The following is a 24,690-nucleotide window of genomic DNA, read 5'->3' on the forward strand; positions in this document are numbered from 1 at the left end:
CAAGTGAGGCCTAGCAGGGACTCACATTCGATCCGAGCCGGTCAACCCCTCACCTTAACCGATTCCAATGACTCGCTTTGATCCCGGACAGACACTAAGCTGATCCGTACAAGCGCCGGCTGCATGGCAAGTTTGATCGGCAACGCGATGGACTCAATCGTTTGCCGATCAGGGCGCGGCCGCGACGCCGGGTCAGGTTCTGGAAGTCCCGATTTCGTCCATGAAAACCAGCCGTTTGGGGTCGATACCTGACTGCTAACGACGCGGAAAGTCCTGTCGCTGACAGGTTGCCGGACAGAAGCGGACTTACACCCGGCGGGATGGCCGTGTCAGAAGCACCAGAGGCAATGTGACGATGGCGAGAATGAGCATCAGTTTGAAATCATCGACATAAGCAATGATTTGAGCTTGGCGGGTGATCTCTTCATTGAGCATCGCGGCTCCCTGTGTGGACCAGGGATTCCAAAACCGTAAAGTCGCCCCTGTTTGAAAAGCGTGATTGAACGGGTTTACCGCTCCCGCGACAAGGGCATGGTTGACCTGAGTATTGGTTTGCAGCAAAGCGCCAGTGACGGAAATGCCTATCGAACTGCCCAGATTGCGCGTCAAGGCGTATATGCTGGTGCCTTCGGTCCGTCGTTCCGACGGCAAGGTTGCGAAGGCCGTGATGTTAAGCGGTATGGCGACGAAGCCGATGCTGAATCCCTGGCCGATGCCGACACTAACGATCGTCCACTCCGAGATATCGGGGGTCCAAAACGTCATCTCATAAAGAACGTAAGTGCCGATAATCAAGCCGATACCCAACAGCATCCGCGGACCGATCCTGCCCAGGACACGTCCGCAAACCATCGCGGCGAGCATGATGCCAACGCCGCGCGGCGCGAGGACAATGCCGGTGGTGACCACGGGGTAGTTCATCAACGTCTGCAGGTACGGCGCCAGAAGCGCCAGCGTCGCATACATGATCAATCCGTTGATGGAGTAGAGGATGATGCCGACGACAAAATTCAGGTCCGCGAACAATCTTGGCGAGAGGAAAGGTTTCGGCGCCAAAGAGAACTGGACGAGGAACACGTAAAGGCCGAGACCGGCCAGACACGCTTCGGTCAGGATTTCACGCGAGGCGAACCAGTCCAAGGTCTCGCCGCGGTCAAGCATGGTTTGGAACGCGCCGATGGCAAGGCTCAGCGCACCGAACCCTATCCAGTCGAGCTTGACCGAGTTGCTGTGCGCCGTTTCCTTCAGGAAAGTCAGCAGACCAGTCACCGCCAATACACCAAACGGGACGTTGATATAGAAAACCCAGCGCCAGTTGTAATTCTCAGTAAGCCACCCGCCCAGGATTGGACCGAAGATCGGCCCGATCATTACACCCATTGTCCACACGGACATTGCCGCACCACGTTGCTCGGGCGGATAGATATCATACATCACGGCTTGCGACAGCGGCACGAGAGAGGCGCCGAACATGCCCTGAAGGATGCGGAAAACCACGATCTGGTCCAACGATTGGGCCATGCCGCACAGGATGGAGGCGACAGTGAAGCCGGCTATGGCAGTGACGAATAGTTTGGTACGGCCGAACCGGGCGGCAAGGAAGCCGGTCGGGGCAGTCATGATCGCTGCCGCCACAATGTAGCTGGTCAGCACCCAGTTGATCTCGTCCTGGCTGGCCGACATCGATCCCTGCATGTAGGGCAGCGCGACATTGGCGATGGTGCTGTCGAGTGACTGCATCAACGTGGCCAGCACGGTACAGATCGTCACCATGGTGCGAGTCGCCGTACTCATCGAAACACGCGTTGGCAAATCGATCGTCACATGTCTTCTTCCTTCTCCAGCATGAGATTTTGGCGAACGGGCCGGAGAGCCCGGGCCGCAATCTCAATCTCTCCATTCGATGGTTCGGTGGGCACTGTTCCGAATCCGGCCTTGCCGCAGGTTAGAAACCGGCACCAAAGCGCCTCCGCCCGATATCAACGAAACCGAACTTCGCGACTGAGCCTGGTTATTTCGTCCATTTCACTGGCCGCGCGGGCGGGTGCGCGCGGATCACATCCTCATTGACCTCAACGCCCCAGCCGGGGCCTGTGGGGAGCAGCAATTCGCCCGCCTCGATCACTGGCGGCTTGCTCACCAGATCGTCCTTCCAGGGCACGTCCTCGATATCGATCTCCATCACCCGGAAATTCGGGATCGCTGCACACAAATGCGCGCTCATCAGCGAACTCAAGTGGCCGTTGAAGTTGTGCGGCGCGACGTTCACCTCATAGGCATCCGCCATGGCGGCGATCTTCGCTGACTCGAGAATGCCGTTCCAGGCGACATCGATGATCGCGACATCGACCGCCTGCTGCTCCAAATACGGGCGGAACTGCCGCCTTCCGTACAAGGACTCGCAGGAGGCAATGCGCGTGCGGGCGCTGCGTCGGATCGTCGCCAGCGCGGCGGGGTCGTAGCTGTCGATCTCCAGCCACACCAGGTCGAACGGCTCCAGCGCCTGCGCCAGACGAATATAGCCCTCGGTCTTGAAGTTGAAGTTCAGATCCAGGTGCAGCCCCACCCCGGGCCCGGCGCCTTTGCGAAATGCCTCCAACTCGGCCGTCAGCGCATCGACCAGCGGACGGTCGATGTTCAGTTCGGGCCACCCCGGACCGTTGAACCCCGGCATGTGGATGCGCGGGGTCGGGCCGTCGAACAGCATGATGTTGGTCTTCAGGCCCTTGAACCCGCGTGCCGCGACCTCGGCTCCCGCCCGCTCCACGTCCGCCAATGAGCGGATCGGATCGAACCCGGTCCACGCCTTGATCCGGTCGGCGAAACTGACCCGCCAGGTGCCGCAATGCGACCAATACAACCGCAGCCGGTCGCGCACCGGACCACCCAGCAGTTCATACACGGGAATGCCAAGTGCCTTCGCCTTGATGTCGACAAGGGCGTTTTCGATCGCGGCGATCGCCTGCTGGTTGATACCGTAGGGAGTCTGGCGGGTCAGCCCGTGCAGGAAGGCGATGATCTTCTCGACGGGCCGCGGATCCATGCCGATCAGCCGCTCGCCCAACCGCCCGATCGTGCCGCTCAACCCCTCGGCGCCGAAGTTCTCCATGAACTCCGACCAACCCACCAAGCCGTCGTCGGTGGTGATTTTCAGGAACGAGAAATCCCGCCAGCCGGCGTTGCAGTGCAAGTCCTCGATTTTGGCGATACGCATGACGTCCCCCTCGCGTTACGGCGATGCTAGAGCCGACCCCACAGGCTTCCAAGGGTGATCATCGCGGTACGCATGCTGCGCCGGGTAATGGGTTCATGCGGCGCAAGCGGTCCAACTCGGGGTAAAGGGAATTGGGGCGCCCTGGTCCTGTGAATACAGAGGGTCAGATGGCAACCCGCGGTGATGACACCGATCCGCCCCTGCATCTGGCTCAACCCCAGCATTCGTCGAATCCTCATCTGCCCCTTGCCCTCTTCCGGCACCGGCATCTCGACGACGACCGCTCCGTCGGTCTCTCGAGCGAGCGGGCGCTGCAGATAACTCGCACCAAACGGCCCTCCGACGCCGTTCTGACCGAGGCTGCATGTAACCGTTCTCCATACGAAATCACTTACAAAAAATCATCAACTTCAAAAATCAACAAAATCTGAGGATGTTTGATGAATGGCCGTCACAATTTTTATTGCTCAATTCGCAGCCGGATGTCGCCCTGTCGACAGGCCAGCGGCATTCGGATGGTGGTGCCGGGCCTCAGCCGATGGTAGTATGTTCTTTATTGGTTCTCAGGAGGCTTCATGGCTCGACGGGCGGGTAGCGCCGATCTGCCACTGCACACTGGCCGGGTGCCAACATGGTTGAGGCAACGCATGGCGCGGCTCGGCGCGGTCATCACCCAGGCGATCGTCCACCACTACGGTCGCGATGAATTCCTGCGTCGGCTTGCCCACCCTTTCTGGTTCCAATCTTTCGGCGCCGTCATGGGGATGGACTGGCATTCCTCGGGTATCACGACCAGTGTCATCGGCGCGTTGAAGCGCGGTCTCGGTCCGCTCTCGGACGAACTCGGCATTCATGTTTGTGGTGGCAGGGGCAACCATTCACGCCAGACACCGCAGGAATTGCTCGCCATCGGTGAAAACGTTGGCTTCGATGGCGCCGCGTTGGCCCAGGCGAGCCGGCTTGTCGCCAAGGTGGACAGTGCCGCGGTGCAAGACGGCTTCGACCTCTACCTGCACGGTTTCATCGTGACCGACGATAGCAAGTGGGTCGTGGTCCAGCAGGGCATGAACGGTGAGAGCCGCCTTGCACGCCGGTATCATTGGCTCTCGGAGGATTTGCAGAGCTTTGTCGAGACACCACACGCGGCGATCGACGGCAGGAACCAGGGGGAAATCGTCAACCTCACAGATCAGCGAGCGGGTGCCTCGCGGCGTGGGCAACTTGAGCTGCTTCGCGACCTGGGGCCGGACCGCATCGTCCAGGAGGTTGCTGCGCTGGAAGGCAAGATATCGCCACCCGTTGTGCCGGACGGGCCGTTGCTGCCGCATCTCGTCATGCCGACCCATCATGACGTTCGCCCGAAGGACGTGATGATCCGCCGTCTGCATGGCGCACTCGCCGCGGCGACGGAGCGCGGCCCTTCGGACTTCGCCGAATTGCTCCTCGTGCCCGGCGTTGGTGCCCGCACAGTACGCTCACTGGCGATGGTGGCGGAAGTCGTCCATGGTGCACCTTGCCGTTTCGCGGATCCGGCGCGCTTCTCGCTCGCCCATGGCGGCAAAGACCGGCATCCCTATCCGGTGCCGATTAAGGTCTACGACAAGACGATCGAGGTGCTGAAAGCCGCCATGACCAATGCGAAGCTCGGCAATGACGAGCGCTTGGACGCAATACGCCGCCTCGACGAGCAAGCTAGGTGCCTTGAGCGCCATGCGGGCGGTACCTCGCTCACTGACTTCATCGCCGGAGAGAGGCAGCGTTCGCACAAATACGGCGGCCGCAGTGTCTTTGGTTGGGAACCCGCGCCTGAAGCAACAAAGGCCGATCGTTTTGGTCAAATCCCATGACACGTTGTCACCCGGGGACTGACGGAGCCGAAGGAAAAATGCGTCCATGGCGGATCTGCAAAAACTGATTTTTGAAACCCGGACACGCGTCACCGACAGGGAAATCCTGGCGACGGCCCGGCTTAACGCACGGGTCAAGGCGTTTGCGGGCCAGGAACTGTCTGATGACATCATAGATCGGATCAATGAGGCGGTCGCTGAGGAGGCAGATCGGCTGATCGTGGAAGGTGTGTTGCCCGAACGACCGGACTGGCTCGCCGTTATCGTTCGTCGGCGACTCTATGTGGCATTTGGCAGCAGCGCCGTACAGCAACTCAGCCGAGAGCTGAAGCAAATGGACGCCTTGTAGTCATCTGCGTTCGCATCCGATCCGAACGATTCAAATCGCAAAAACCGCTGAAGCCTGAGGCATGTGGGCGACGAGCAGACCGGCGCCGTGGCACACCTCCGCCGTGAAAAGACGCAGACGTAGCCATCATGTATCAACCCTTCGTCGCCATGACTGCGCCATTTCAGGCTATTGGCGCCGGTATGCCAGTTTCGATCACGCGGCCAAAATTGCCAAACAGAGTGTCATTGGCAGCCTGCGCCCCGCAGCCCCATCCACTCCAAAATGGCACCTCCCACGACAGTGGCAGGGTTGTCGACGGGCGGGGCTTGGTGCGGTATCGCAGCCCCCCTACACTGCCGCGGAAGCGGAAACCGACGGTCGTTACCGTCATACCAAGGAGCCCACAGCCATGGCTGTCGTCGAGACTGAACGCCACGGACAGATTCTCGTGGTGCGAATGAATCGTCCCGAACGCCTCAACGCCCTGAACCATGAGTTGCGGTCTGAACTTGCCGAAACCTGGACTGCGTTCCGTCACGACAACGAATTGGAGGTCGCCATCTTCACCGGCGCGGGGCGCGCCTTCTGCGCCGGCGAGGACATGAAGGAATCGCTCCAGGATGGTGCCCCCGGTGGACGGCGCCCCGCGGCGGCGGACCCGTTCATGACCGGCGACTTGGAAAAGCCCGTCATCGCGGCGGTCAACGGTTTCGCGATGGGCGGAGGCTTTATGCTGGTGGAGCGCACCGACCTGCGCGTTGCATCGCGCGGCGTGGTGTTCGAGGTCTCGGAAGCAAAGCGCTGGCTCCTCGGCGGATACAACCACGGCCACATCGCCAACCTGCCCTACCCGATCGCGATGGAGATGGCACTGGGCTTTCGGTTCACGTCCGAACGGTTTTACGAAGTCGGCTTCATCAACCGTCTGGTCGAACCGGATGCGCTGATGCCGACCGCGATGGAAATGGCGGCGCATTTGCTGACCCTGCCGCCTGCCTCCCGCGTCAACACGGTGCACATGATGCGCCAGATGCGCCCCACCGTCGGGCCGGACTTTGAACGCCTTGCCACCGCCCTCCACGCCCACGGCGCCAAGAGCGACCTCATGGAATCACGCTCGGCCTTCGCAGAGAAGCGCCCGCCTCAGTTCAAGGGATGGGACGATCCGCAGGACCGCTACCACCTGCCACAGCTCGACCGGACGGCACGACATGACTGAACCATTGGGCCCTCTTCACGGCGTAAAGGTCGTCGCCTGCTCCACCGCGCAGGCCGGTACAGTGCCCTACATGCTCATGGCCGATCTCGGCGCCGAGGTGATCAAGATCGAGGTGCCGGACGGCGGCGACACCTCCCGTGGATCGAGCATCCTGCCCGGTCTGCCCAGCACCTATTTCGAAACAAACAACCGCGGCGTGAAAAGCGTCACGCTGAACCTGAAAACCCAGGAGGGCCGGGAAATCCTGCATAAACTGGTCGCGAAAGCAGAGATGTTCGGCCAGAATTTCCGCCCCGGGGCGGCGGAAAAGAACGGTTTCGGTTACGAAGATCTCCGCAAGGTCAATCCGAAACTGGTTTATATCTCGATTTCGGGTTACGGCCCGAAGGGGCCGCATGCCGACCTGCCCGGCACCGATTCCATGGCGCAGGCACTTGGCGGCATCGCGGAGGCCTATTCAACACCGGGCCAGCCGCTGCGCACCGGCATCGTTTCCGTTGCCGACGAAACTTGTGCCATCCTTGCATTTGGTGGCGCTCTCGCGGCCCTGACCTACGCCCGCACCACAGGTATCGGACAAAAGGTCGACTGTTCGTTGCTGGGCGGTCAGATCCGCCTCATGGGCTGGACGCTGACCACGACCATGTGGCGCGACCGCAACCCGGTCACCGGACAGGCTCGCGTCACCGGCACGCCAGAGCGACCCGGTCTCAGTGCCAGCTTCAACGACCGGGACGGCAAACCCCTGGTCTTTCAACTGAACGGCGCCCGCAAATGGCGCGAGGCGATGGCGGCACTGGGCTTTTACGAGAGGCTTGAGCAGGCGGGGTTCGGCGATCTCGGCGTGGCAATCGCCTCGGACGAGAAGCGGGCGATCCTGCTGCGCCTGCTGGACGATCTGTTCGCAACGGGCACACGCGACGACTGGGTGAGCAGGCTGCGCGGTTCGGATATCGTCTCCGCACCCATCAATACATTGCTTGAAGCGTCCAATGATCCCGATGTGCTGGCCAATGGATACGTCACGGAGGTAGAATATCCAACCCACGGCAAGACGCTGAAAGTCCATGGCTCGCCATGGCATTTTTCCGAAACGCCGGCCAAGATCGGTCACGCCCCGGCATTGGGTGAACATAACGAATCCGTCCTCTCCGACCTCGGCTACAGTTCGGCGCAGATCAAGGACTTCAAAGATAGAAAGATCATCTGACACCGACCCTTCGGTCCCGTCATGGCCCGGCCTGTCCGGGCTACCTATTGCCGCACGTCCCGGAAGAGATGTCCCGACACCACGCCGGGCCTTGACGGCAGGGGCAGTACACCACCGTCACTGCGGATTGGTATCAGTCCCGATCCGGAGCACCAAGCGGGAAAAACGGCCGATAGGGACGCGCATCGTCGACGCAGCGGGCAAACGACGGACGCGCCAGCAGGCTCGCGCGATACGCCTTCAACGTTGCAAGATCCTCACCAATCGGATGCACCCAGTCCGCATAGAACAACGCTGGCGCCGCGGCCGCGTCGGCCATGCTGAACACATCGCCGGCCGCCCACCGGCGCCCCGCCAAGGCATGGTCCAGCCAGGCATAGATCGTTTCAAGTACGGTTTTGGCCTGCGAGACACCGTACGGATCGCGAACATCCTTCGGACGGCGTGCATCGAACACGATGGTTTGCACAGGGACCATCACATGGCTGTCGAACACCCGGTCGAGCATCCGTATCGGCACCGCTTCCTTCATATCCGCTGGAATCAGTGTCACCGGGCCGGGGTGAAACGCGGCCAGATGCTCGATGATCGCGCTCGTTTCGAACACGGTCGTCTCGCCGTCGACAAGCAGCGGAAACCGGGCAATCGGCCATCGCCGCGCCAATTCGGCGGTGTTGTCCGGCTGATCAGGACCAAGCACGCGGAACTCGAACGGCGTCTCGTTCTCATACAGCGCGATCAGCGCCTTCATCGTGTAGGACGAAAACGGGTGCCCGAACAGTTGCAGGCTCACGCGCCTGTTTCCCCATCCCGAGCCCGCTCGATCGCGGCGATGTCGATCTTCCGCATACCCATCATCGCCTCCATCGCCCGCTTCGCCGCCGCCTTGTCGGGATCGGTGGTGGCTTCGAGAACCACGCGGGGCACGATCTGCCAGGACAGGCCGAACTTGTCCTTGCACCAGCCGCATTGCGATTCCTCGCCACCGCTAGCGACGATGGCATTCCAATAGCGATCGGTTTCTTCCTGGGTGTCGGTGTAGACCTGGAAGCTGACCGCTTGGTTGAACGTGACGTGCGGGCCGCCGTTAAGACCGAGGAAGGGCATGCCCAGCACGGTGAACTCAACGGTCAGTTCGTCTCCCTCCTTGCCGGCAGGATAGTCGGATGGCGACGCATGGCAGGCGTCGACGTGGCTGTCAGGGAAGGTTGCCGCATAAAATTCGGCCGCCTTGCGCGCCTGGCCGTGGTCGAACCATAGGCAGGTCGTGATCTTCTTTTCGGTGATCTTCATGTCGGATCTCCTTATACGTTGCTGGTGTCGATAATCGGCGTGAAGCCGCCGAAGATTGCGAGCGGGCCGTTGTAGGGCGGCTGTATTTCCCGCATGCGCGGATCGTGCATCATGGCGTTCCTGCCTGCGTCGCGGGTCGGCTTGTCCGGCCATTCTATCCAACCAAATATGACCGTCTCGCCGGGCTTCGCCTGCACGGCACGCTGGAAATCCGTCACCTTGCCGGCGGGCACATCGACACCCCAGCCGTCGACAACACGCAGCGCGCCGTGGTCCCGGAACAGTCCAGCGATCTTGGTCACGTGGCCGATAATATCCTGACGTTTGCCGTTGGGAACACTGGCTACCACGGCGTCGACATAGGCGAACTTACCGGCCTCGCCGGTGTCGAAAAACGCCTCGAACCCGGCGAAGATCAACCTCTGGCCGTCGAACGGCATCGCACCGTCGGGCCGCATCCGCTCATCGGCCATCATTTTCCCGGAAGCGGTGTCGCACGTGGCCTTGTCGGGCCACCAGACCCAGGAGAAAACGACCGTCTCATCACCCTTCGCCTGGACCGCCCTCTTGAGGTCCGTGACCTTGCCGTCCATCACGTCGTCACCCCAGCACTCGACAGTGCGCAGCGCGCCATATTCTGCGAAAATCGGCGCCATCTTGTTTGCCATGTCGAGAAAGGCCTGCTTGTTCCCGGTCTGCACCGGAATAACGAATCCTTGGAAATATTTCATCGTTTCTGGCCTTTTCTGATTCGGCAAAGAGATTTCAGGCCACGGCCGGGGTATCGAACGTCGCCATATGATCGGCCATCGCCTTTTTGTACGCCGGCCGGCTTTCCCCGCGCGCGATATAGCCGGCAAGAACCGGAAAGTCGTCGAGTTGGGGCGTACCGCGCAGCCCGCCCAGCACGGAGATCATCATCAGGTCGCCAACCGTGAACGCGTCCCCATCCAGCCAGGCGTCGTGGCCAAGCGCGGCCTGTAGATCGCCCAGCCGCATCTGCAGGTCCTCAACGACCTTCCCATGGCGTGCCTTGGACCATTCCCGATCCGCCTCGAAAATGTCGTTGACCGCCAGTGCCATGACGTACGGCTCCACGGAATTCAGTGCCGCCGCCACCCACTGCAGCGCGCGCATCCGCGCGGCGGGATCCAGCGGGATCAGCTTGCCGGCGCGTTCGGCTATGCGCAGCACGATCGCCCCCGATTCGAAAATCGCAACCTCGTCGTCCTGATAAGTCGGCACCTGCCCGAACGGCTGAAACCGGCGATGTTCGGGGGTCCTCGAATTGCTGATCAGATTAACCGCATAACGCTGACCGACCTCCTCGAAGGCCCAGCGAGGCCGCATGTCGCGGACAAAGCCACGCGCGAACTCAGGTACCCAGCCAAACGTCGTGATAGTCGGAATCATATTACGCTCCCGATTGCTGTTTCGATTAGATCCGGTCACCGGCGAAATGCCGCACCAGCTTGTCGAGCGCGCCATTCCAGCCCTGCTCGTGGCTGTGCCTGGACACCTCGGTCTGCAAACGCGCATGCGTAAAGGTCAGTTCCGTCCCAGTAGTAATCGGTCGCAGATCGATCTCGAGACGCGATTCCTCGCCCGTTTCCTCCGGCTCGCCCCCGCGGTGCCAACGCCAACTCATGACCAGGCGGTTGGGCTTGTCGACTTCGAGATACTGGCCGCGGCTCTCATGCTCGCTGCCATCAAGCATCCGGAACCGGACCCGGAAGCGGCCACCCACGCGGATATCGGTTTCGGCGAGCAGCACCGGTCCGTCGTCAGGACCCCACCACCAGGCGATGCCGTCCGGGGTCGTCAACGCATCGAACACGATCAAGGGGCGGGCCGCGATCCGGCGCACCAGGGTCAGGGTGGTCATGGTGTGATCTCCTCCGTCTTCGCCGCCGCAGCGGGCGCCGCCCTGGCCTTCGCCTCTTCGGCCTCTGCGTACGCGGCGAGCCGGTCGAGACGTGCTGACCAGAAACGTTCATACCGACGCAGCCAGTTCATCGCCTCCTCCATCGGTTCAGGCGCGAGGCGCACCGCCACGGTGCGACCCTTCTTCGATCTGGTCACCAGCCCTGCGGCACCCAGCACATCGAGATGCTTCATCACCGCCGGAAGCTTGATCGCGAAAGGGCGTGCGAGCTCGCCTATCGACACGCTCTCCTCTCGTTCGAGACGTGCCAGGATCGCTCGCCGCGTCGGATCAACGAGCGCCGCGAATGTCCGGTCGAGTTGTGATTCTGGAAACTTCACCATGTGGCGAAGTGTGGGAAGCGGCGACGGCCGTGTCAAGGCTATCAGGCGGAGGCGGGTGATGGCGGCTGCCGCCCGCAGTCCCTAGAACCGACCTATTGGCGATCCACAGGGATGCCACAGAGCCGTTAGCTTCACCGTTGGCTGGGTTGGATTGCCGCGGTGCCTCCCGCGGTCACGCTACAACCGCCGGCCGGCGGCGGCGAAGGTGATCGGCGAAACTCGCTGCGAGGGGCGCCAGGAACAGCCTGGTCAGCCCCCCATGGTGAACGGCCCGATGAACGTGAACGTCTAGGTCATCGGTGCATCGAAACGTACACGCCCCTTCTGGGGCTGTTGCATGGATCGACGAGAAGATCGCTGTGCGGCATGTTGTCGCGGAGCGCGCCTTTGCCGACGATGACAGGCCTGCCGCGGTTGCGTGCGGCCGGGACTTTCCCCGTGTCGACCCAAACGGCAGGCCGGATCTGCCTTCGCCATGTCGTTACGGTGTCACCGACGGCCAGCTTTTCCACTTCGATCTCGCCACGAGGTGTGCGAATGCGGCCTCCCGCACAGAAACATACCGTGATGTCGGCATTGCCGCCGACAGTGTCGATTCGGAAGTCGGACAGGCTGTCGCCGCCAACAACAGCGAGGTGATGGTGCCGGACGGGGCCTGCCTCCGTGACAACCAGAGGCATCCTGCTTAGCGCACCAGGGGCGAGGTCATGACCGGCGGAGGCGGACGCTGCGGCACCGCCGACTTGCCAAAATTGAAGCCCAGATGTTCGCGCACCGCCGCTTGGTTGAAGGTTCCCACCGCTGGTGCCGGCGACGTCGCGTCCAGCGAAATACCGGGGATGCCCTGACGTTGTTGCGCCGCCTGCACCCGCAGTGCCTCATTCAAACAATTATACGACCACGACGTGCCGACCCTGGCATCGATACACCGCGACGTCTGGTTGGCGGCAGGTGCCTGTGCCAGCGCGTGTCCAGCCGCAAGGCACAGAGCCACCATAGCCAGCCATGCTCGGTTCGGTTTAGGGCGCCGCAACGTGGGAGAGCGCGATCTCATTCAGTTCCAGGGGTTGCTTGGTTTGCATCTGCTGTAGATAGGCACGCGCGTTTGCACTTTCCTTCTGCTGCCTGAGGGCTTGCACCAATTTGTCCTTCACCTCCACGAGAGTAGCGGTGGTCGCCGGTTTGGTGTCCAGCAGCTTGAGCAGATGCCAGCCGTCGGCGGCGCGAACGGGGTCGCTGATCGCATTGTCCTGCAGCCCGGCAACAGCATCCTTGATCGCCGGGATCAACTGATCGTCCCGCACCCAGCCGATTTCCCCGCCTTTCTCGGCGGTTGCCTTGTCCTGCGAAACATGCTTCGCAGTGTCGGCGAAATCGGCATGCGGACGCGACAGGGTCTGCTTGAGCTCACGCAATTTCTTCTGGGCTTCGGTATCGGCCGATTTTGGCGCATCGGCGGGAACCGTGAAGACGATCTGCGCCAGGTGATATTCGCGCGGCTTCACGAAGCGGGTCTTGTTGGCTTCGTAGGCGGCCTGCACGTCAGCATCCGATGGATACGACGCGTCCGGCTGGTTCAGCGATGCCAGATAGGAGTCGACAATCGCCGCGTCGTGCGCCGTCTTGGCCCGATAGGCCACATCAGCATCCTGGTCCCACTTCTTTGCCTCAGCTTCCACCAGCAGTTCCTGCCGTATCAACTGGCCGCGGACCAGTTCGTCCAGCGCGACATGGTTGTGCAACGCCTGGTCCCGCACCGCCGGATCGATATGCGCGAGCATTGCCTGTACGTCGGCGACGGTCAGCGTCGTCGTGCCGACCTGGGCGACCACATCAGTTGGTTGGGGGGCCGGTCCGGCCGCGCCGAGGAATCCGGCGAGCGCGATGCCCGCCAGGATGGTATGCAGATGTGTCATGGAGTCTTTACCTCTCGGACGGCCGCCGGTTGCTCACCGGGATAATATTTCTGCTCGAGAATGCGGTCTTCGTTGTCCTGCACGATGTTTTCCAGCTCCACTTTCTTGAATCCCAGGACCACGTCCCAACCGCTGGTCGCCAGTGACCTGAATTTCCGCGTGTCATACATGTTCAGAATATTGTTGGCGACGGCAAGCAGCTTGGTGTTTTTGGTCTGACACACATCGAGGGTCCGTTGCGCCGTGGTGGCCTTGGCGCTGGACTGGCGGTCTTGTGCATCCTTGGTCTGCGCCAAGGTCGCGGCTTGCTGATATGCCGTCTGCCAATGGGTCAGGCCATCCTGCAAGGCCGCATTCTGTTTCTTCAGGGTGTCGACAGCGTCGCGCAATGGCTGATCGTCGGCCGCGGGTTGAGCCGGCTGTGCCGCTGGCCGCGCCGCGACCTGCGCCGTCAGTTGGGTCACCTGTTGCTGTAGCAGATCACGCTGTTTCTGGGCCTGGTCGAGCGTGGCCTGCAATGTGGTCTGACTGTCCTGCGCGGCGCGCAAATCGGCGGTGACATGGCGCAGCGCGTCGCGCAGGCGATCCTCGGTACTCGCCTCCTGCGCCCCGGCGGTGGCGGCGAACAGGCAGAGTACGGTAGCGAACGGGATGATCCGGGTGCTTGGTGTTGGCATGATCAGAACTTCGCGTTGATATCGACGAGCAGCGTGTTGGCGGTGAACGGCGGTCCGGAAATCTGGGTCGCGCTGTAGAATTTGCCGTCGAACCACAGGTTGCGATCGAGTGCCACGTTGCCGGCAAGGGTGTACATCTTGGCATTCGTGCCGCCGGGATAGAAATCGGAGTCAGTGAGCGCGTCGAGCACCGCGTCGGATTCAAGATAACGATATCCAATCGTAAAATTCCAATCCCACATCTTCTCCAGTTGCTGGTGTCCGAAGGTGACCTGTACGAGATAACCGTTGTCGCCACCCGACCACAGGCCGTTCGACCCAATGTTGTTTTGCGGATTGCGGGATGTGATGGCAGCCGCGTCGAAGCCGAAATTCTTTACGAAGTCGGCGCCGAAGACGATGTCGATCGGATGGAAGTTCAACACGCTGAACGCACCATGCACGTCAAGGACGTCGAAGCGGGATGCCAGCCCATAGAACTGCGGGTTGGGCGTGACGACGCTGCCGGTGGGTGGATTGGGGGTGATATTGCGTAGCGGGAACAAGGTGTTCCCGAACTGCACCCAGCCCGGGGTTTCATCGTCGGTGCTGCAACTGCCGTAGCCCACGGGGCTTAGGCACGGGGCCGACTGGCTGCCCTGCACGTTGAGGAAATCGAAGTAGCCGAGGGCCAATTTCGCGGTGTAGTCGTCGTTTATCTTCCACTCGCCACCGCCTTGAATGGCAACGAGGTAGGAGTCATGGCTGCTGTTTTCCTGATCGGACGTGGAGGTCGAACCGAAATTGAGCGAGGTATTGAACACCGGGAAGGCGCCAACCGTCAGGAATCCGTTGGTTTTGCTGGTGATGGCATGTTGCACGTGCATCGATATGCCATCGAAGTTCAGATCGTCATAGAACAGGACCGGCGTGGTCCAGAAGGGATTGGGGGCGCGGCCGACATCCATGCTGAACCAGTCAGTCGGCTTCATCCTGATAAACGCACGATCCAGCCAAATCGAGTATTTCTCGAAGTCGCCACCAGCCCCCAACGTCTGATTTTCTGAAACGGGGCTGTTATCATTGCCGGTGCCGATGCGGATTTCGGTGCTGATCCAGTCGTTGATCTGTGCATCCGCACCAATGCGCGCACGCAGGCGGAACCGCGTACGGTTTTCGTTCATATCCAGGATGGGTGGGAAGGTCGACGACATATCGTCGTACCCATTGGCACTGCTATTGATCGAATTGAAATTGGGAAAGCAATCACAGTTACTGTGCGGAAGCATGTCTTCCTCACCCCGCAGCCGGATATCGCCGAATATCTTGATGCGCTGGGTCCATTCCGGCTGAGAATTGGGTTCGGCCCAGCCTTCGTCCCGAGCCTCCTGCATTACCTGCTGTTTGACCTCGGAGGCGATCTGCTGCCGGACTAACTCCGGCACGTAGGTGACGTGAATGGATGGCGGGGTGCCAGCCGGCGTACTGCTCGCCTCGGTCTCGGCCGGTGCAGACGCCGCAGCACTGGCGGTATGCGGCGCCGTCGGGGATGGCTTGGGCGCCGGGCGCGTGCGTTTTGCCGAGTGTCCTTCCTGTTCGGCCTCCTGCAGCAGCGGTGCCGCCTGGTCGGCCGTGATCTGGCCGTTCTTCACCATCAGCTGAATCAGGTGAACCATTGTGTTGCCGCCATCGTCCTGGGCGGACGCCCCGTGCGGCACACCAATCACAAACGGTAGCGCGATCAGGCCGTAACCGAACCATTTGCGCCCGCGGCGAAGCCGTCTGAACCCCATCATCACGGAAATTCCTGTTCGCTGAAGCTGTCGTTCACCCTTGGGTGCCGATTCGAAGGACCACGGGCTGCGGCAGGTCGGCCGGCCACGATTCATGCAGGCTGACACCGTCAACGACATGCGCGATCGCGCTGTCCCTGGCGGTTTCACCGGTCGAATTCACCAGTTCACAGCGCGTGATCTGACCGGACGGCGCCAGCCAGACACGTACCATCAGTCCGTGGAGTTGGACGTATCGTGTCTGTTCATTACTTTGCAGCGCCACCTGCACCTGATTGGCGATCAGTCCGGCATAGTAGCCGTTCCGGCTGCCGCCACCGCCGCCACCGCCGCCGATCATGTCGCCCTCGCCGTTGCCCACGCCCAACCCATACGGATTGGGACCCGGCCCGGCTTCGGCGGTCAGCGGGTTGCCGGGCGGCCGTGGTACACTGACGGGCTTCGGCGGTGCCTGTTTCGGTTGCTGGACCGGCTTGGCCGCTTCCTGCTGGGTGGGCTTCGGCGGCTCGATCATCTTTTGGGGAGGCGGCGGGGGCGGTGGAGGCGGCGGCGGGGGTGGTGGCAGGATCACCCGCATCATCGTGGTGATCGGCCGCCTCTGCGGTGTGCCGCCGCTGCGCAAGAGCTGCGTCACCAGCACGCCGACGCCGACCAGCAGCACCAGCGCGAACGCCGCCCAACCCAGTTTGCGCAACCATTCGCGCATCGCCGTCTCAGGATCCGTTCACACGTTGGTATGCCAAGCCGACCGAAGAAATACCGACCTTGCTGCACAAGTCCAGCACAGCCGTTACTTTCTCATACTGTACCGCTCGGTCGCCCTTGATGATAATCGGCAGATCCGGGGTGATGGCCTTGGCGTCGCGCAGACGTGTTTCCAGTTCGCCCAGCGATACCGGGATAGCGTCGAGAAAGATCTGCCCCTCGTTGGAGACACTGATAAGCTTGGTCTTTGGTTGAGACAGACTCTGTGTCGAACTGCCCTTGGGCAGGTCCACCTTAGCGCCCTGAACCGCCGCCGTGGTCATGATAATGAAAATAACGAGCAACACATAAGCCAGATCGAGCATCGGCGTGATGTTGATCTCATCATACGGCTTATCGCCGGACTGGACGTCCATTACTCGGCTGCCTTTGTTTGAGGAGCACCCACGCCCTCGCCGAGACGTGTCACCAGCATATCGACGAAAGCCGCCATATCGGTGGTGATTTCACGCACGCGGCTCAACAGGTAATTATAGCCAAACAAGGCCGGTATCGCGACGGCCAGGCCGGCGACGGTTGCCAGCAGGGCGGCCGAGATACCCGGGGCGATGGCGTTGATGTTGACGTCACCAGCCTGGGCGACGGCGGCGAAGGTGATCATCACGCCGACGACGGTACCCAGCAGGCCGAGGAACGGACCGCCGCTGATGGCGATGGTCAGCATGACCATGGTGCGGCCGAGACGCTGGTTCTCCCGTACCAGCCCGGCATCGACAGCCGCTCGGATCGCCGCGATCGACTGCGGTGCCAGCATGCCGTTGTCCTGCGTCAGGCCGCCGTGCAGCCGCTCATTCAGTTCCTCCGCGCCAAGCTGATACAGCCTGAACAGCGGGGACGCTCGCATCACCTTCGGGGGTATCCGGCTGAGGTCGGCATAGGCCGCCTGGGTGTCGTTGCCGTGCGTGGCTTGGGCCGTGCGCAAGCTGTTGCGGAACCGTGCGTTCGCCGCGTTGACGCGGCTGAGGTAGATCGCCTTGCCCAGCATGACCCACCAACTGATGACCGACATGATGCCCAGCAGGCCGATGACCACCCAGGCGTCGGGTGAAACCGCGCGAACGATGATGCCGACATAGCCGCTGCCGAAAATCGATGCCTCCTCCGCGACATCGAAGGTCAGCAGTTTCGGATCCGGTCCCTGGTTGGCGACCGCGGTCTGGAACGCACCGGGCAGCCGGATCGATTTCGAGAGATCGAACTCATCCATCTCACCGATGAAGTTGGGCGGTGGTGCCACGACCGGCGCGGGCGCCGCGGTTGGCTGGTCCGCGGCTGCCGGCGGCGTGGCCGGGATTGGGGTCGTGGGCGCCGGCGAGGCGCTGGTAGGCGCCGGCGGGGTCGCGCCGGCGTCTGGGGCGGGGGTTGGCGTGACGGGCGGGGCCACGGGCAGCGCACCGCCCAGCACCGCCTGGCCGGCCAGCGCGGGTAGCGTCGCTGCGACATCGCCGCGGGGCTGGCCATCGACGTAGACCGTCAGGTGATCGGCGGTGGCAGTGACCGCGATGTGGTGCCATCCGTCGCCCGTCAGCGGCGGTCCAGCGGTGGTGCGGCTGGTCGCGTCTTGTGTGTCGATCCGCGCGTAGGCGACACCCTGGTCAAGACCGATGGTCAGCGCGTTCGAGCCGTCTCGATCGGAGTACAGAATCGCGGTGTTGGCGCCGGCGTCAGGATGAACCCACAGCGACCAGGTCAGGGTCTGCCCGGCCGCTATGGCCAGCGACGGACTGGTCGGCAAACGGATGGGCGCGGTGCCGTCCAATCGCACGCCATAACCGATCAGCGCCGCGTTATCGCGCTTGCCCGCGGTCAAGGCATTGTTGCCATAGCCGGTGGCATCTTTCGGCAATCCGTTGTCTTCGGAGAAATGATAGACCAGCAACTGGTCGGCATCATACGTAGCATGGTTGTCGCCGGCGTAGTTGGCGTTCTTGTTGCCCCAGTAGACATAGATCGGCGTCGCCACGCCGGGTGCCAGATCCGGCACGTCCACCCAGATCAGTCCAACCTGATCGATCAGGCCGTCGAACCGCTCGATATGGTAGTGCAATGGGGTCCTGTCGTCTCCGGCGATGAACCGCAGATCGGAACCGTCGTCTTTCGCGGTGGCGAAATTGAAGTTGCCCGAGTGCAGCCGGATCAGGACCGGTGTGCGGCCGATCGGGGCGGTGATGTTGGCGCCTTTCGGTCCGGCGTCAGCTACGATCTTCATGCGATACGACCAATCGCCGTTCCACCATGCGTGTGCCGGCCGCGCGACGATGCAGAACACACAAAACAGCAACAGCGTGAGACAAGCGGATCGGCCAAACTGGCCACCGCGCCTTGGAAGGCGGTCGATCATGCTTCAAAAATCTCCATAGACCCGAAACAAGGCTCGGGGATCGCCGGCTTTCGTGGTGGTGCCGTCGTCCAGCGGAAACGCGACCAGCACTTCGCCGTTCAACTGATCGAGCAGCCGTATCCGGACACCAAGGCCGGCTGAGGCCAGCACGTATGATGGCCGCTGTTGCGGCAGTGGATCATGCAGCACCGCCGTACCGGCATCGAAGAAGACCAGGCCGCGCAGTTCGTTCAGCGTTATCCAGCCGATCCCGGTCAGCGGCGGCGTACGTATCTCGGTTTGCAGTGCACCGCCGTAGTCGCCGAGCACCTCGCTTTCGAGATAGCCGCGGACACTATCCAACCCGCCCAGGCCGAACTGTTCGTTGCTGATCAGCGGCTGGCCGGTGAGTTGGCCGGTGATCCGGCCGTAGAATTGAATATCATCCGGCAGTGTCTGCGTCCGCGACAGGTCGGTGCGCAAATAGGCGAAGCCGGGACTGGCCTCGAAGCGGGCGAAGTCAAACGCGGCGGGACCGCTGCCCGGGCCGCTGAGGGTAAACACGAAGCTGGCCAGAAGATTGGTCTGTGCGTGCTCACTCGCCCAACTTGCGTTATAAGCCACGGTGAGCGGGAAATATGTCACCGGCGCATCCGTTTTGGACGCCCCAAGCGCGATGTCGTCGTCGAAATGCTTGTAGTCGAACCCCATGCTGAGCGCGTGCATGAAGCCGTCGCCGAAACCCAGCGGGACCAACAAGCGCAACCCTGCGACGTCACCCTTGCCGATTACATCCGTCGAGCCGACTGTGGTGACGTTGCTGTTGGAATGCAGATAGGAGAACAGCAGCGACAGATCGCTGTCCGGGAGACGGAAAAGATATGATCCGGAGATAACTTCCGCATCGGACGGCCGTTCCGGCGCTACTTGGAAGTTCAGCGTGGCACTGTCGCCCCGCTGCCATAGATTGTTGTATGCCAATGAGCCGGACAGGCGCAGCCCCGTGGTATCGGCGCTTTGCCTATTGTTGAGTTCCAGGGTCGCATGACCGGGAAATTCATCCTTTACGTTTAGCTCGACATCCACCGTATCCGGTGCCACCCCCGCTTGAAGGGTTGGCGTGACAGCGCGATCCGGCCACTGGTTGAGGGCGACGATGTCGTGTTTCAGGTCCGGCATATGCGGCACCGCGCCCGGCTTCAGCGACGGCGCCGCGGCCTTGATGTCGGCAAGGTCGTGGTACTGCGACCCGTGCACCCGCACCCGCCCGACCGTCCGTTCGGTGACCTTCAATACCACCACGCCATCGGCGACACGCTGGACCGGCACTTCAGCCGAAACGGTCGGGTAGCCTTTCGCCTGATAGGCGGCCTCCAACGCCGCCCGCGCCTTCTCCACGTCGGCCGCCGTCTTGTCGGGGCCAAGAAATCCGTAGACTGCCCTGTCGATTTCGACTTCAGTCAACACCGTATTTCCGTCGACACGAAATTCGTTGACGTCGAAGTGCCGTTGCGGTGCTGGAGCGGCAGCCGGTTGCGCGGGGGTAACGGCCGGTTGCGCCAAGGCAGTCCGGCCGCCAGTCAGCGCGACGAACGTCGTCAGCAGCATGATTTTTCTGGCGCGGCTCATGACCGTCGTCCGACTCTCTCGTCGCCATGAGCAATCGATCAAACACCGAACCCTCGATACAGATCGCACAATACGTCGGCAGCACGAAAATGCTGCGTTTGCGATCGACATTAAGAACGCGGGCTGGCTTGTAATCCGATTTCGCATTCCTGGCATGATAGTTTTGTTGCAGCGAAAGCCACTTACGTCGTTCTTTTATCGTACTCGATATCGTAGCGGCAGGGCGAGAACAATTGTTCCGATCTATCCCGGTCTGGCCTGAAGGAAATCACGATAGCGTCCGGTGAGAGCCGTCAAGCCCAGCCTGCATCAGTATCCTTCCAACCGCTCGCGCAGTGCCGCCAGGACTCGGCTCACCACGCCATCCCAGTCACCGAATTCAGACTGCCGGAATTGCCGTAGCGTTGCGTACCAGGGACTGTCATCGCGGCCCTGTAACCAGCGCCAGTCCGAGTTGAACCGGTTCAGCAACCAGACCGGTACGGCGAGCGCGCCGGCAAGGTGCGCAACGGCGGTGTCGACAGAAATGACCAGATCAAGCGCCTCCATCAAAGCCGCCGTATCGGCGAAGTCTTTCAGGTCATTTGTGAAATCATACAGTTGCGCCGCGTCTTTCAGATCGTCGATTTGCCGGCGGGCATCACCTATTTGTAGCGAGATAAAGTTCACATCGGGGAATGCAGTGAACAGCGGCAGCAACCGGGCGAGTGGTATCGAGCGTTTGCTGTCCGAGAGATGCGCCGAATTCCCCGCCCAGGCGATGCCGACCCGAAATCCGGATAAATGCGCAAGCCGGCGATGCCATTGCACAGCGTTGACCGGATCGGCCCGCAGGTAAGGCACATCGCGGGGGATGGTTTTCAGCGTGGTGCCCACCAGGCCGGGCAGGTCCAGCAAAGGACGATGCAGATGGACTGACGGCAATGCCTCACCTTCCGCCACCACGCGCGTCACGCCGGCCTCCGGCACGTCAAGCAGGGGGCGAAACAGCCGTACCAGTCTTGGGGGCACCTCAAGGACAATGGAACGGATGCCCAATAGCGGCAGGTAGCGGACGCATTGGATTGCGTCGCCATATCCTTCGTCGGAGTAGAGCAGCACGGTGCGGTCACCAGGCGGTTCACCTTGCCATTCGATACCGGGAAGCGACCGAACCACATGACGGCTTATTCGACGGCGCCACACGAATTCCGGCCATCCTTCCGCCAACCGGCCGGTTCTCAACAGTGTGAGACCAAGAGAGAGGTGCGCGTCCGCCAGGTCGGGCTGAATCGCCAAGGCCCGCCGGCAACTGACTTCCGCCGCCGCGATTTCACCGGTATCCGCCTGGGCAATGCTAAGGTTGCACAGGGTCGTCGCGTCGTCCGGGAACAATCGCAGAGAGTCGAGATAATAGGTGATCGCCTTGGCCGGGAAGCCAGCCGCAAAGTACGCGTTGCCGAGGTTGTTGATCGTACCGTAATCATTCGGAAAGCGCTGGGCGACGCGCGTGAACAACGCGATCGCGGTTTCGGGTTCATGGCGCTCAAGGGCGATCAGCCCAAGCTGATGCAGGCTTGGGTAGTGTTCCGGGGAATGGATCAGCACGTCGCGGTAGCACCGCTCCGCCTCGGTCAGGCGCTTGGCCTGATGGTGACGCGAGGCCTCCTGGAACGCCGTGTCGGCAGCCGATAGCGGCAAGGGAAGCCTGCCGTGCAGCGCATGCCGCACCGTTTGCAGCACGCTGTGCCAGTCGCCCGGAGCGGGTTGGCGGAACTGGTGCAAGGTCGGATACCAGGGACTATCCGAACGATCGCGCATCCAGCGCCAGTCGGTGTCGAACCGGTTGAGCAGCCACACCGGTTTGCCCAATGCGCCGGCGAGATGCACGACGGCGGTATCCACGCCGATCACCAGGTCCAGCTCGGCGATCAGCGCCGCGGTATCGGCGAAGTCGGTCAACTGCTGTGTTGCATCGAACAGGACAAGCCCGGCCGGCGGGCGTTCGGCCCCCACTTGCAACGATACGAACGAGATGCCCGGGACGCCCGCCAACGCAGCCAACCGGTCGGGATCGATCGAGCGCTGGCGATCCGCGCCATATGTGGGATTACCCGCCCATGCCAGCCCGACGCGCAAACCCGGCAGCCCGCCAAGACGATACTGCCAGTATGCGACCTGATCGGGGTCGGCACGCAGATAAGGCGACCGTGCCGGGATAGTTTCGAGTGTCGTTTTTAATAAGCAAGGAATGCTCAGCGGATCACAATGGAGATCGTACGCCGGCGGCCGCTCGTCGTTGGCGATCACCGACACCCCGTCGGCAAAGCCAGTCAGCAACCGTCGCAGCGACCGCGGCACCTGGAAGACGACCCGACCCGCGGACGCCAAAAGCGGCACAAAGCGGCAAAATTGAATGATGTCGCCGAACCCTTCCGAGGCGTGCAGCAGCAGTGTCCTGCCGCCGAGCGGCTCACCGTGCCAGGCCGGCACGCCGAATTGCGGGGAGGACGACCCCGGCAGGCGCAGGCGCCACTCGAAGCTGGCCCAGCCCTCCGGCATACGGCCTTCAACCAGCAGGACGTTGGCCAGGTGCAGATGTGCCTCGGCGAGATCGGGGACGTGCCGCAAGGCGGTTTCGAAGCAGTCTCGCGCCGCGCCGATTTCCCCCCGTTCCCGCAATGTCTTGCCGAGATTGCAGTGTGCTCGGGCATAGGCGGGCCGCAGGTCGATAGCGCGGCGCAGAAATGCCTCGCCCTCTTTCAACTGGCCAAGATCGCACAGTACCGTCCCGAGATTGTTGCAGGCCTCGGGGTAGTAGGGATCGCGATCCAATGCGCGCCGAAAACACGCGACGGCCTCGGCATCCCGTCCCAGAAGGCGTAGCGTGCTGCCCAGGTTGTTGTGCGCCGCGGCCAGGGCGGGCCGCCGGTTGACGATCGTCCGCCAGCATTCGGCGGCTTCGCCAAGACGCCCCGCCGCGGCAAAGTGTGAGGCGTCCTTCGCCAACACCTCGACGCCATCGAACGCGGCGGCGACCGGGGGGACTACCAGCCGATTCCTGGCGACAATGTCCGGAGAGCGGGGCATGAGGCGGATCTTGCCCGGCCGGAGCGAATGCCCCGGCCGGACGGACCGTTCAGGCTGCGGTCGTGATGAAATTCGCGGCCGTTACATGGGTGTCGTTGAGAAAGGTGATGGAGGTGTTGTCGGACAACGTGATGGTGGTGTTGCCATGGGCGACCACCGCATCCGCCAACGCGGTCTCCACCTGGTTCGTGGCATAACCTTGCAGATTGACACGATTGCCGCTCGACAGAGGGAAGTCCAGCAGCATGTCGTTGCCGCCGGCCTCGCCGTTGACGAACAGGAATTGGTTGCTGCCCAAGCCGCCGACGAGGGAGGCGTTGCCGGTGCCGGCTTGCAGGACGTCGTTGCCCAGGATGCCGCCGACGACCAGATCGTTGCCGCTGCCGGCCTGGAAGGTGTTGGCGCCAGTCGCGAGGCCGCCGGTCAGCGTCTCGTTGCCGGAACCGGCGGTCAGCACGTTGCTGGCATTGCCCGTTGTCAGGGACAGCACGTCGCCGGAGCCGCCGCCGATGAAGTCAACCGCACCGGTGCCGGCGATCATCACGTTGTTGCCGGCGGAACCGCCCTGATAGGTGCCGCCACCAACGCCGCCGTACACCGTGTCCGAACCGGACTGGCCGTTGAATGTGGAAGCGCCGCTGCCGTTGATAAAGGTGATGTCGTTCAGGCCGCCGTTGACATTCACGGCGTTGGCATTCAGCGCAGCGTTGATGGTGTCGGAACCGCCAACGGTCACGCCGATCGCTTTCCCGATGTTGTCCGTGCCGGTCGACAGGACGTAATTGTCGCCGTCGCCCAGGGTGATGGTGTTGTCGCCCGCCCCGGCCGAAACCGTGTTGTTGCCATGGGTGAGGCGGATGATGTCGTCGCCGGCACCCGTCACGATTTCGTGGTCACCGCCGACCGCCACCGTGATGAGGTTTTCGCCGCCCGCGGCGAGGATCGTGCCGGTCCCGTCATTGGTCGTGAGGTCGATGCCGCCGGTGCCGGCGATCACGTTCTGCTGCCCTGTCGTGCCGGCTTCCGCGGTCAAGGTGACGCGAGAGGTCGTATCGACCAGCACATCGCTGACGGTGGTGGGCATGATCAGGTTCGTGCCGGTCGTGCCAGACGAGACGATCAATTCTGTGTTGCCGGCGGGCGGGTTGAAGGGGCTGGGG

24 protein-coding genes are annotated in these 24,690 nt (G+C 62.2%); 5 read left to right on the forward strand and 19 right to left on the reverse strand.

What is annotated here, in order from left to right; all coding sequences use genetic code 11:
* Positions 1-306 precede the first annotated feature (306 nt).
* Both GSQ89_RS07895 and GSQ89_RS07900 read right to left on the reverse strand, forming a co-directional pair.
* Positions 307-1,824 carry a DHA2 family efflux MFS transporter permease subunit gene (locus GSQ89_RS07895; RefSeq protein ID WP_254073122.1) on the reverse strand — a complete coding sequence of 506 codons (1,518 nt, stop codon included), beginning with the start codon at positions 1,822-1,824 and terminating at the stop codon, positions 307-309.
* Positions 1,825-2,011: 187 nt separating this feature from the next.
* Positions 2,012-3,214 (reverse strand): mandelate racemase/muconate lactonizing enzyme family protein, encoded by a 1,203-nt coding sequence (locus GSQ89_RS07900; protein WP_158923751.1) that lies wholly within the window; start codon positions 3,212-3,214, stop codon positions 2,012-2,014.
* Positions 3,215-3,381: 167 nt separating this feature from the next.
* On the opposite strand from GSQ89_RS07900, the gene GSQ89_RS07905 reads away from it, so the two are divergent.
* From GSQ89_RS07905 to GSQ89_RS07925, 5 genes are all read left to right on the forward strand, one after another.
* Positions 3,382-3,645, forward strand: coding sequence for a hypothetical protein (locus tag GSQ89_RS07905; protein ID WP_158923753.1), 264 nt, complete (start codon positions 3,382-3,384; stop codon positions 3,643-3,645).
* Positions 3,646-3,789: 144 nt separating this feature from the next.
* Positions 3,790-5,061, forward strand: a complete 1,272-nt coding sequence (locus tag GSQ89_RS07910; RefSeq protein ID WP_158923755.1) for a DUF763 domain-containing protein — start codon at positions 3,790-3,792, stop codon at positions 5,059-5,061.
* Between the two features lie 46 nt (positions 5,062-5,107).
* Positions 5,108-5,410 carry a hypothetical protein gene (locus tag GSQ89_RS07915; protein WP_158923757.1) on the forward strand — a complete coding sequence of 101 codons (303 nt, stop codon included), beginning with the start codon at positions 5,108-5,110 and terminating at the stop codon, positions 5,408-5,410.
* A gap of 61 nt (positions 5,411-5,471) precedes the next feature.
* Positions 5,472-6,611, forward strand: a complete 1,140-nt coding sequence (locus tag GSQ89_RS07920) for an enoyl-CoA hydratase/isomerase family protein (RefSeq protein WP_216856056.1) — start codon at positions 5,472-5,474, stop codon at positions 6,609-6,611.
* Positions 6,604-7,821 carry a CaiB/BaiF CoA-transferase family protein gene (locus tag GSQ89_RS07925; protein WP_158923759.1) on the forward strand — a complete coding sequence of 406 codons (1,218 nt, stop codon included), beginning with the start codon at positions 6,604-6,606 and terminating at the stop codon, positions 7,819-7,821. Before GSQ89_RS07920 ends, GSQ89_RS07925 begins: the two co-directional genes overlap by 8 nt.
* Positions 7,822-7,954: 133 nt before the next feature.
* Here the strand turns inward: GSQ89_RS07925 and GSQ89_RS07930 are convergent, their stop codons facing one another.
* The 17 genes from GSQ89_RS07930 to GSQ89_RS08010 form a co-directional block, all read right to left on the reverse strand.
* Positions 7,955-8,614, reverse strand: a complete 660-nt coding sequence (locus GSQ89_RS07930) for a glutathione S-transferase family protein (RefSeq protein WP_158923761.1) — start codon at positions 8,612-8,614, stop codon at positions 7,955-7,957.
* Positions 8,611-9,114, reverse strand: a complete 504-nt coding sequence (locus tag GSQ89_RS07935) for a VOC family protein (RefSeq protein ID WP_158923763.1) — start codon at positions 9,112-9,114, stop codon at positions 8,611-8,613. The genes GSQ89_RS07930 and GSQ89_RS07935 overlap by 4 nt, the downstream gene beginning before the upstream one ends.
* 11 nt (positions 9,115-9,125) lie before the next feature.
* Positions 9,126-9,845 carry a DUF1428 domain-containing protein gene (locus GSQ89_RS39120; protein ID WP_158923765.1) on the reverse strand — a complete coding sequence of 240 codons (720 nt, stop codon included), beginning with the start codon at positions 9,843-9,845 and terminating at the stop codon, positions 9,126-9,128.
* Positions 9,846-9,879: 34 nt separating this feature from the next.
* Complete coding sequence (locus GSQ89_RS07945) at positions 9,880-10,527, reverse strand: glutathione S-transferase family protein (RefSeq protein ID WP_158923767.1); 648 nt, start codon at positions 10,525-10,527, stop codon at positions 9,880-9,882.
* Positions 10,528-10,552: 25 nt separating this feature from the next.
* Complete coding sequence (locus GSQ89_RS07950) at positions 10,553-10,999, reverse strand: SRPBCC domain-containing protein (RefSeq protein ID WP_158923769.1); 447 nt, start codon at positions 10,997-10,999, stop codon at positions 10,553-10,555.
* Positions 10,996-11,382, reverse strand: a complete 387-nt coding sequence (locus GSQ89_RS07955) for a helix-turn-helix transcriptional regulator (RefSeq protein ID WP_158923771.1) — start codon at positions 11,380-11,382, stop codon at positions 10,996-10,998. Before GSQ89_RS07955 ends, GSQ89_RS07950 begins: the two co-directional genes overlap by 4 nt.
* 293 nt (positions 11,383-11,675) lie before the next feature.
* Positions 11,676-12,062, reverse strand: a complete 387-nt coding sequence (locus GSQ89_RS40030; protein ID WP_158923773.1) for a Hint domain-containing protein — start codon at positions 12,060-12,062, stop codon at positions 11,676-11,678.
* Positions 12,063-12,067: 5 nt separating this feature from the next.
* Positions 12,068-12,379: a hypothetical protein gene (locus GSQ89_RS07965; RefSeq protein ID WP_158923775.1), complete on the reverse strand. Its 312-nt coding sequence runs from the start codon at positions 12,377-12,379 to the stop codon at positions 12,068-12,070.
* Positions 12,380-12,401: 22 nt separating this feature from the next.
* Positions 12,402-13,298 carry a peptidylprolyl isomerase gene (locus tag GSQ89_RS07970; RefSeq protein WP_158923777.1) on the reverse strand — a complete coding sequence of 299 codons (897 nt, stop codon included), beginning with the start codon at positions 13,296-13,298 and terminating at the stop codon, positions 12,402-12,404.
* Entirely contained in the window at positions 13,295-13,975 is a 681-nt protein-coding gene (locus tag GSQ89_RS07975) for a hypothetical protein (RefSeq protein WP_158923779.1), read from the reverse strand. The genes GSQ89_RS07970 and GSQ89_RS07975 overlap by 4 nt, the downstream gene beginning before the upstream one ends.
* Positions 13,976-13,977: 2 nt before the next feature.
* On the reverse strand, positions 13,978-15,750 hold the full coding sequence (locus GSQ89_RS07980; protein ID WP_158923781.1) for a putative porin: 1,773 nt from the start codon (positions 15,748-15,750) through the stop codon (positions 13,978-13,980).
* A gap of 31 nt (positions 15,751-15,781) precedes the next feature.
* Positions 15,782-16,453, reverse strand: coding sequence for an energy transducer TonB (locus GSQ89_RS07985; protein ID WP_158923783.1), 672 nt, complete (start codon positions 16,451-16,453; stop codon positions 15,782-15,784).
* A 7-nt stretch (positions 16,454-16,460) separates the two neighbouring features.
* Entirely contained in the window at positions 16,461-16,868 is a 408-nt protein-coding gene (locus GSQ89_RS07990) for a biopolymer transporter ExbD (protein ID WP_158923785.1), read from the reverse strand.
* Positions 16,868-18,853, reverse strand: a complete 1,986-nt coding sequence (locus GSQ89_RS07995) for a DUF2341 domain-containing protein (protein WP_216856057.1) — start codon at positions 18,851-18,853, stop codon at positions 16,868-16,870. The genes GSQ89_RS07990 and GSQ89_RS07995 overlap by 1 nt, the downstream gene beginning before the upstream one ends.
* Before the next feature lie 3 nt (positions 18,854-18,856).
* Positions 18,857-20,461, reverse strand: a complete 1,605-nt coding sequence (locus GSQ89_RS08000; protein WP_158923787.1) for a ShlB/FhaC/HecB family hemolysin secretion/activation protein — start codon at positions 20,459-20,461, stop codon at positions 18,857-18,859.
* A 309-nt stretch (positions 20,462-20,770) separates the two neighbouring features.
* Complete coding sequence (locus GSQ89_RS08005) at positions 20,771-23,530, reverse strand: tetratricopeptide repeat protein (RefSeq protein WP_158923789.1); 2,760 nt, start codon at positions 23,528-23,530, stop codon at positions 20,771-20,773.
* Positions 23,531-23,579: 49 nt separating this feature from the next.
* A partial coding sequence (locus GSQ89_RS08010) for a calcium-binding protein (protein ID WP_216856058.1) occupies positions 23,580-24,690 on the reverse strand: 1,111 nt, incomplete at its 5' end.

This window comes from Acidisphaera sp. S103 (assembly GCF_009765975.1).
In the GTDB taxonomy this organism is placed as follows: domain Bacteria; phylum Pseudomonadota; class Alphaproteobacteria; order Acetobacterales; family Acetobacteraceae; genus Rhodopila.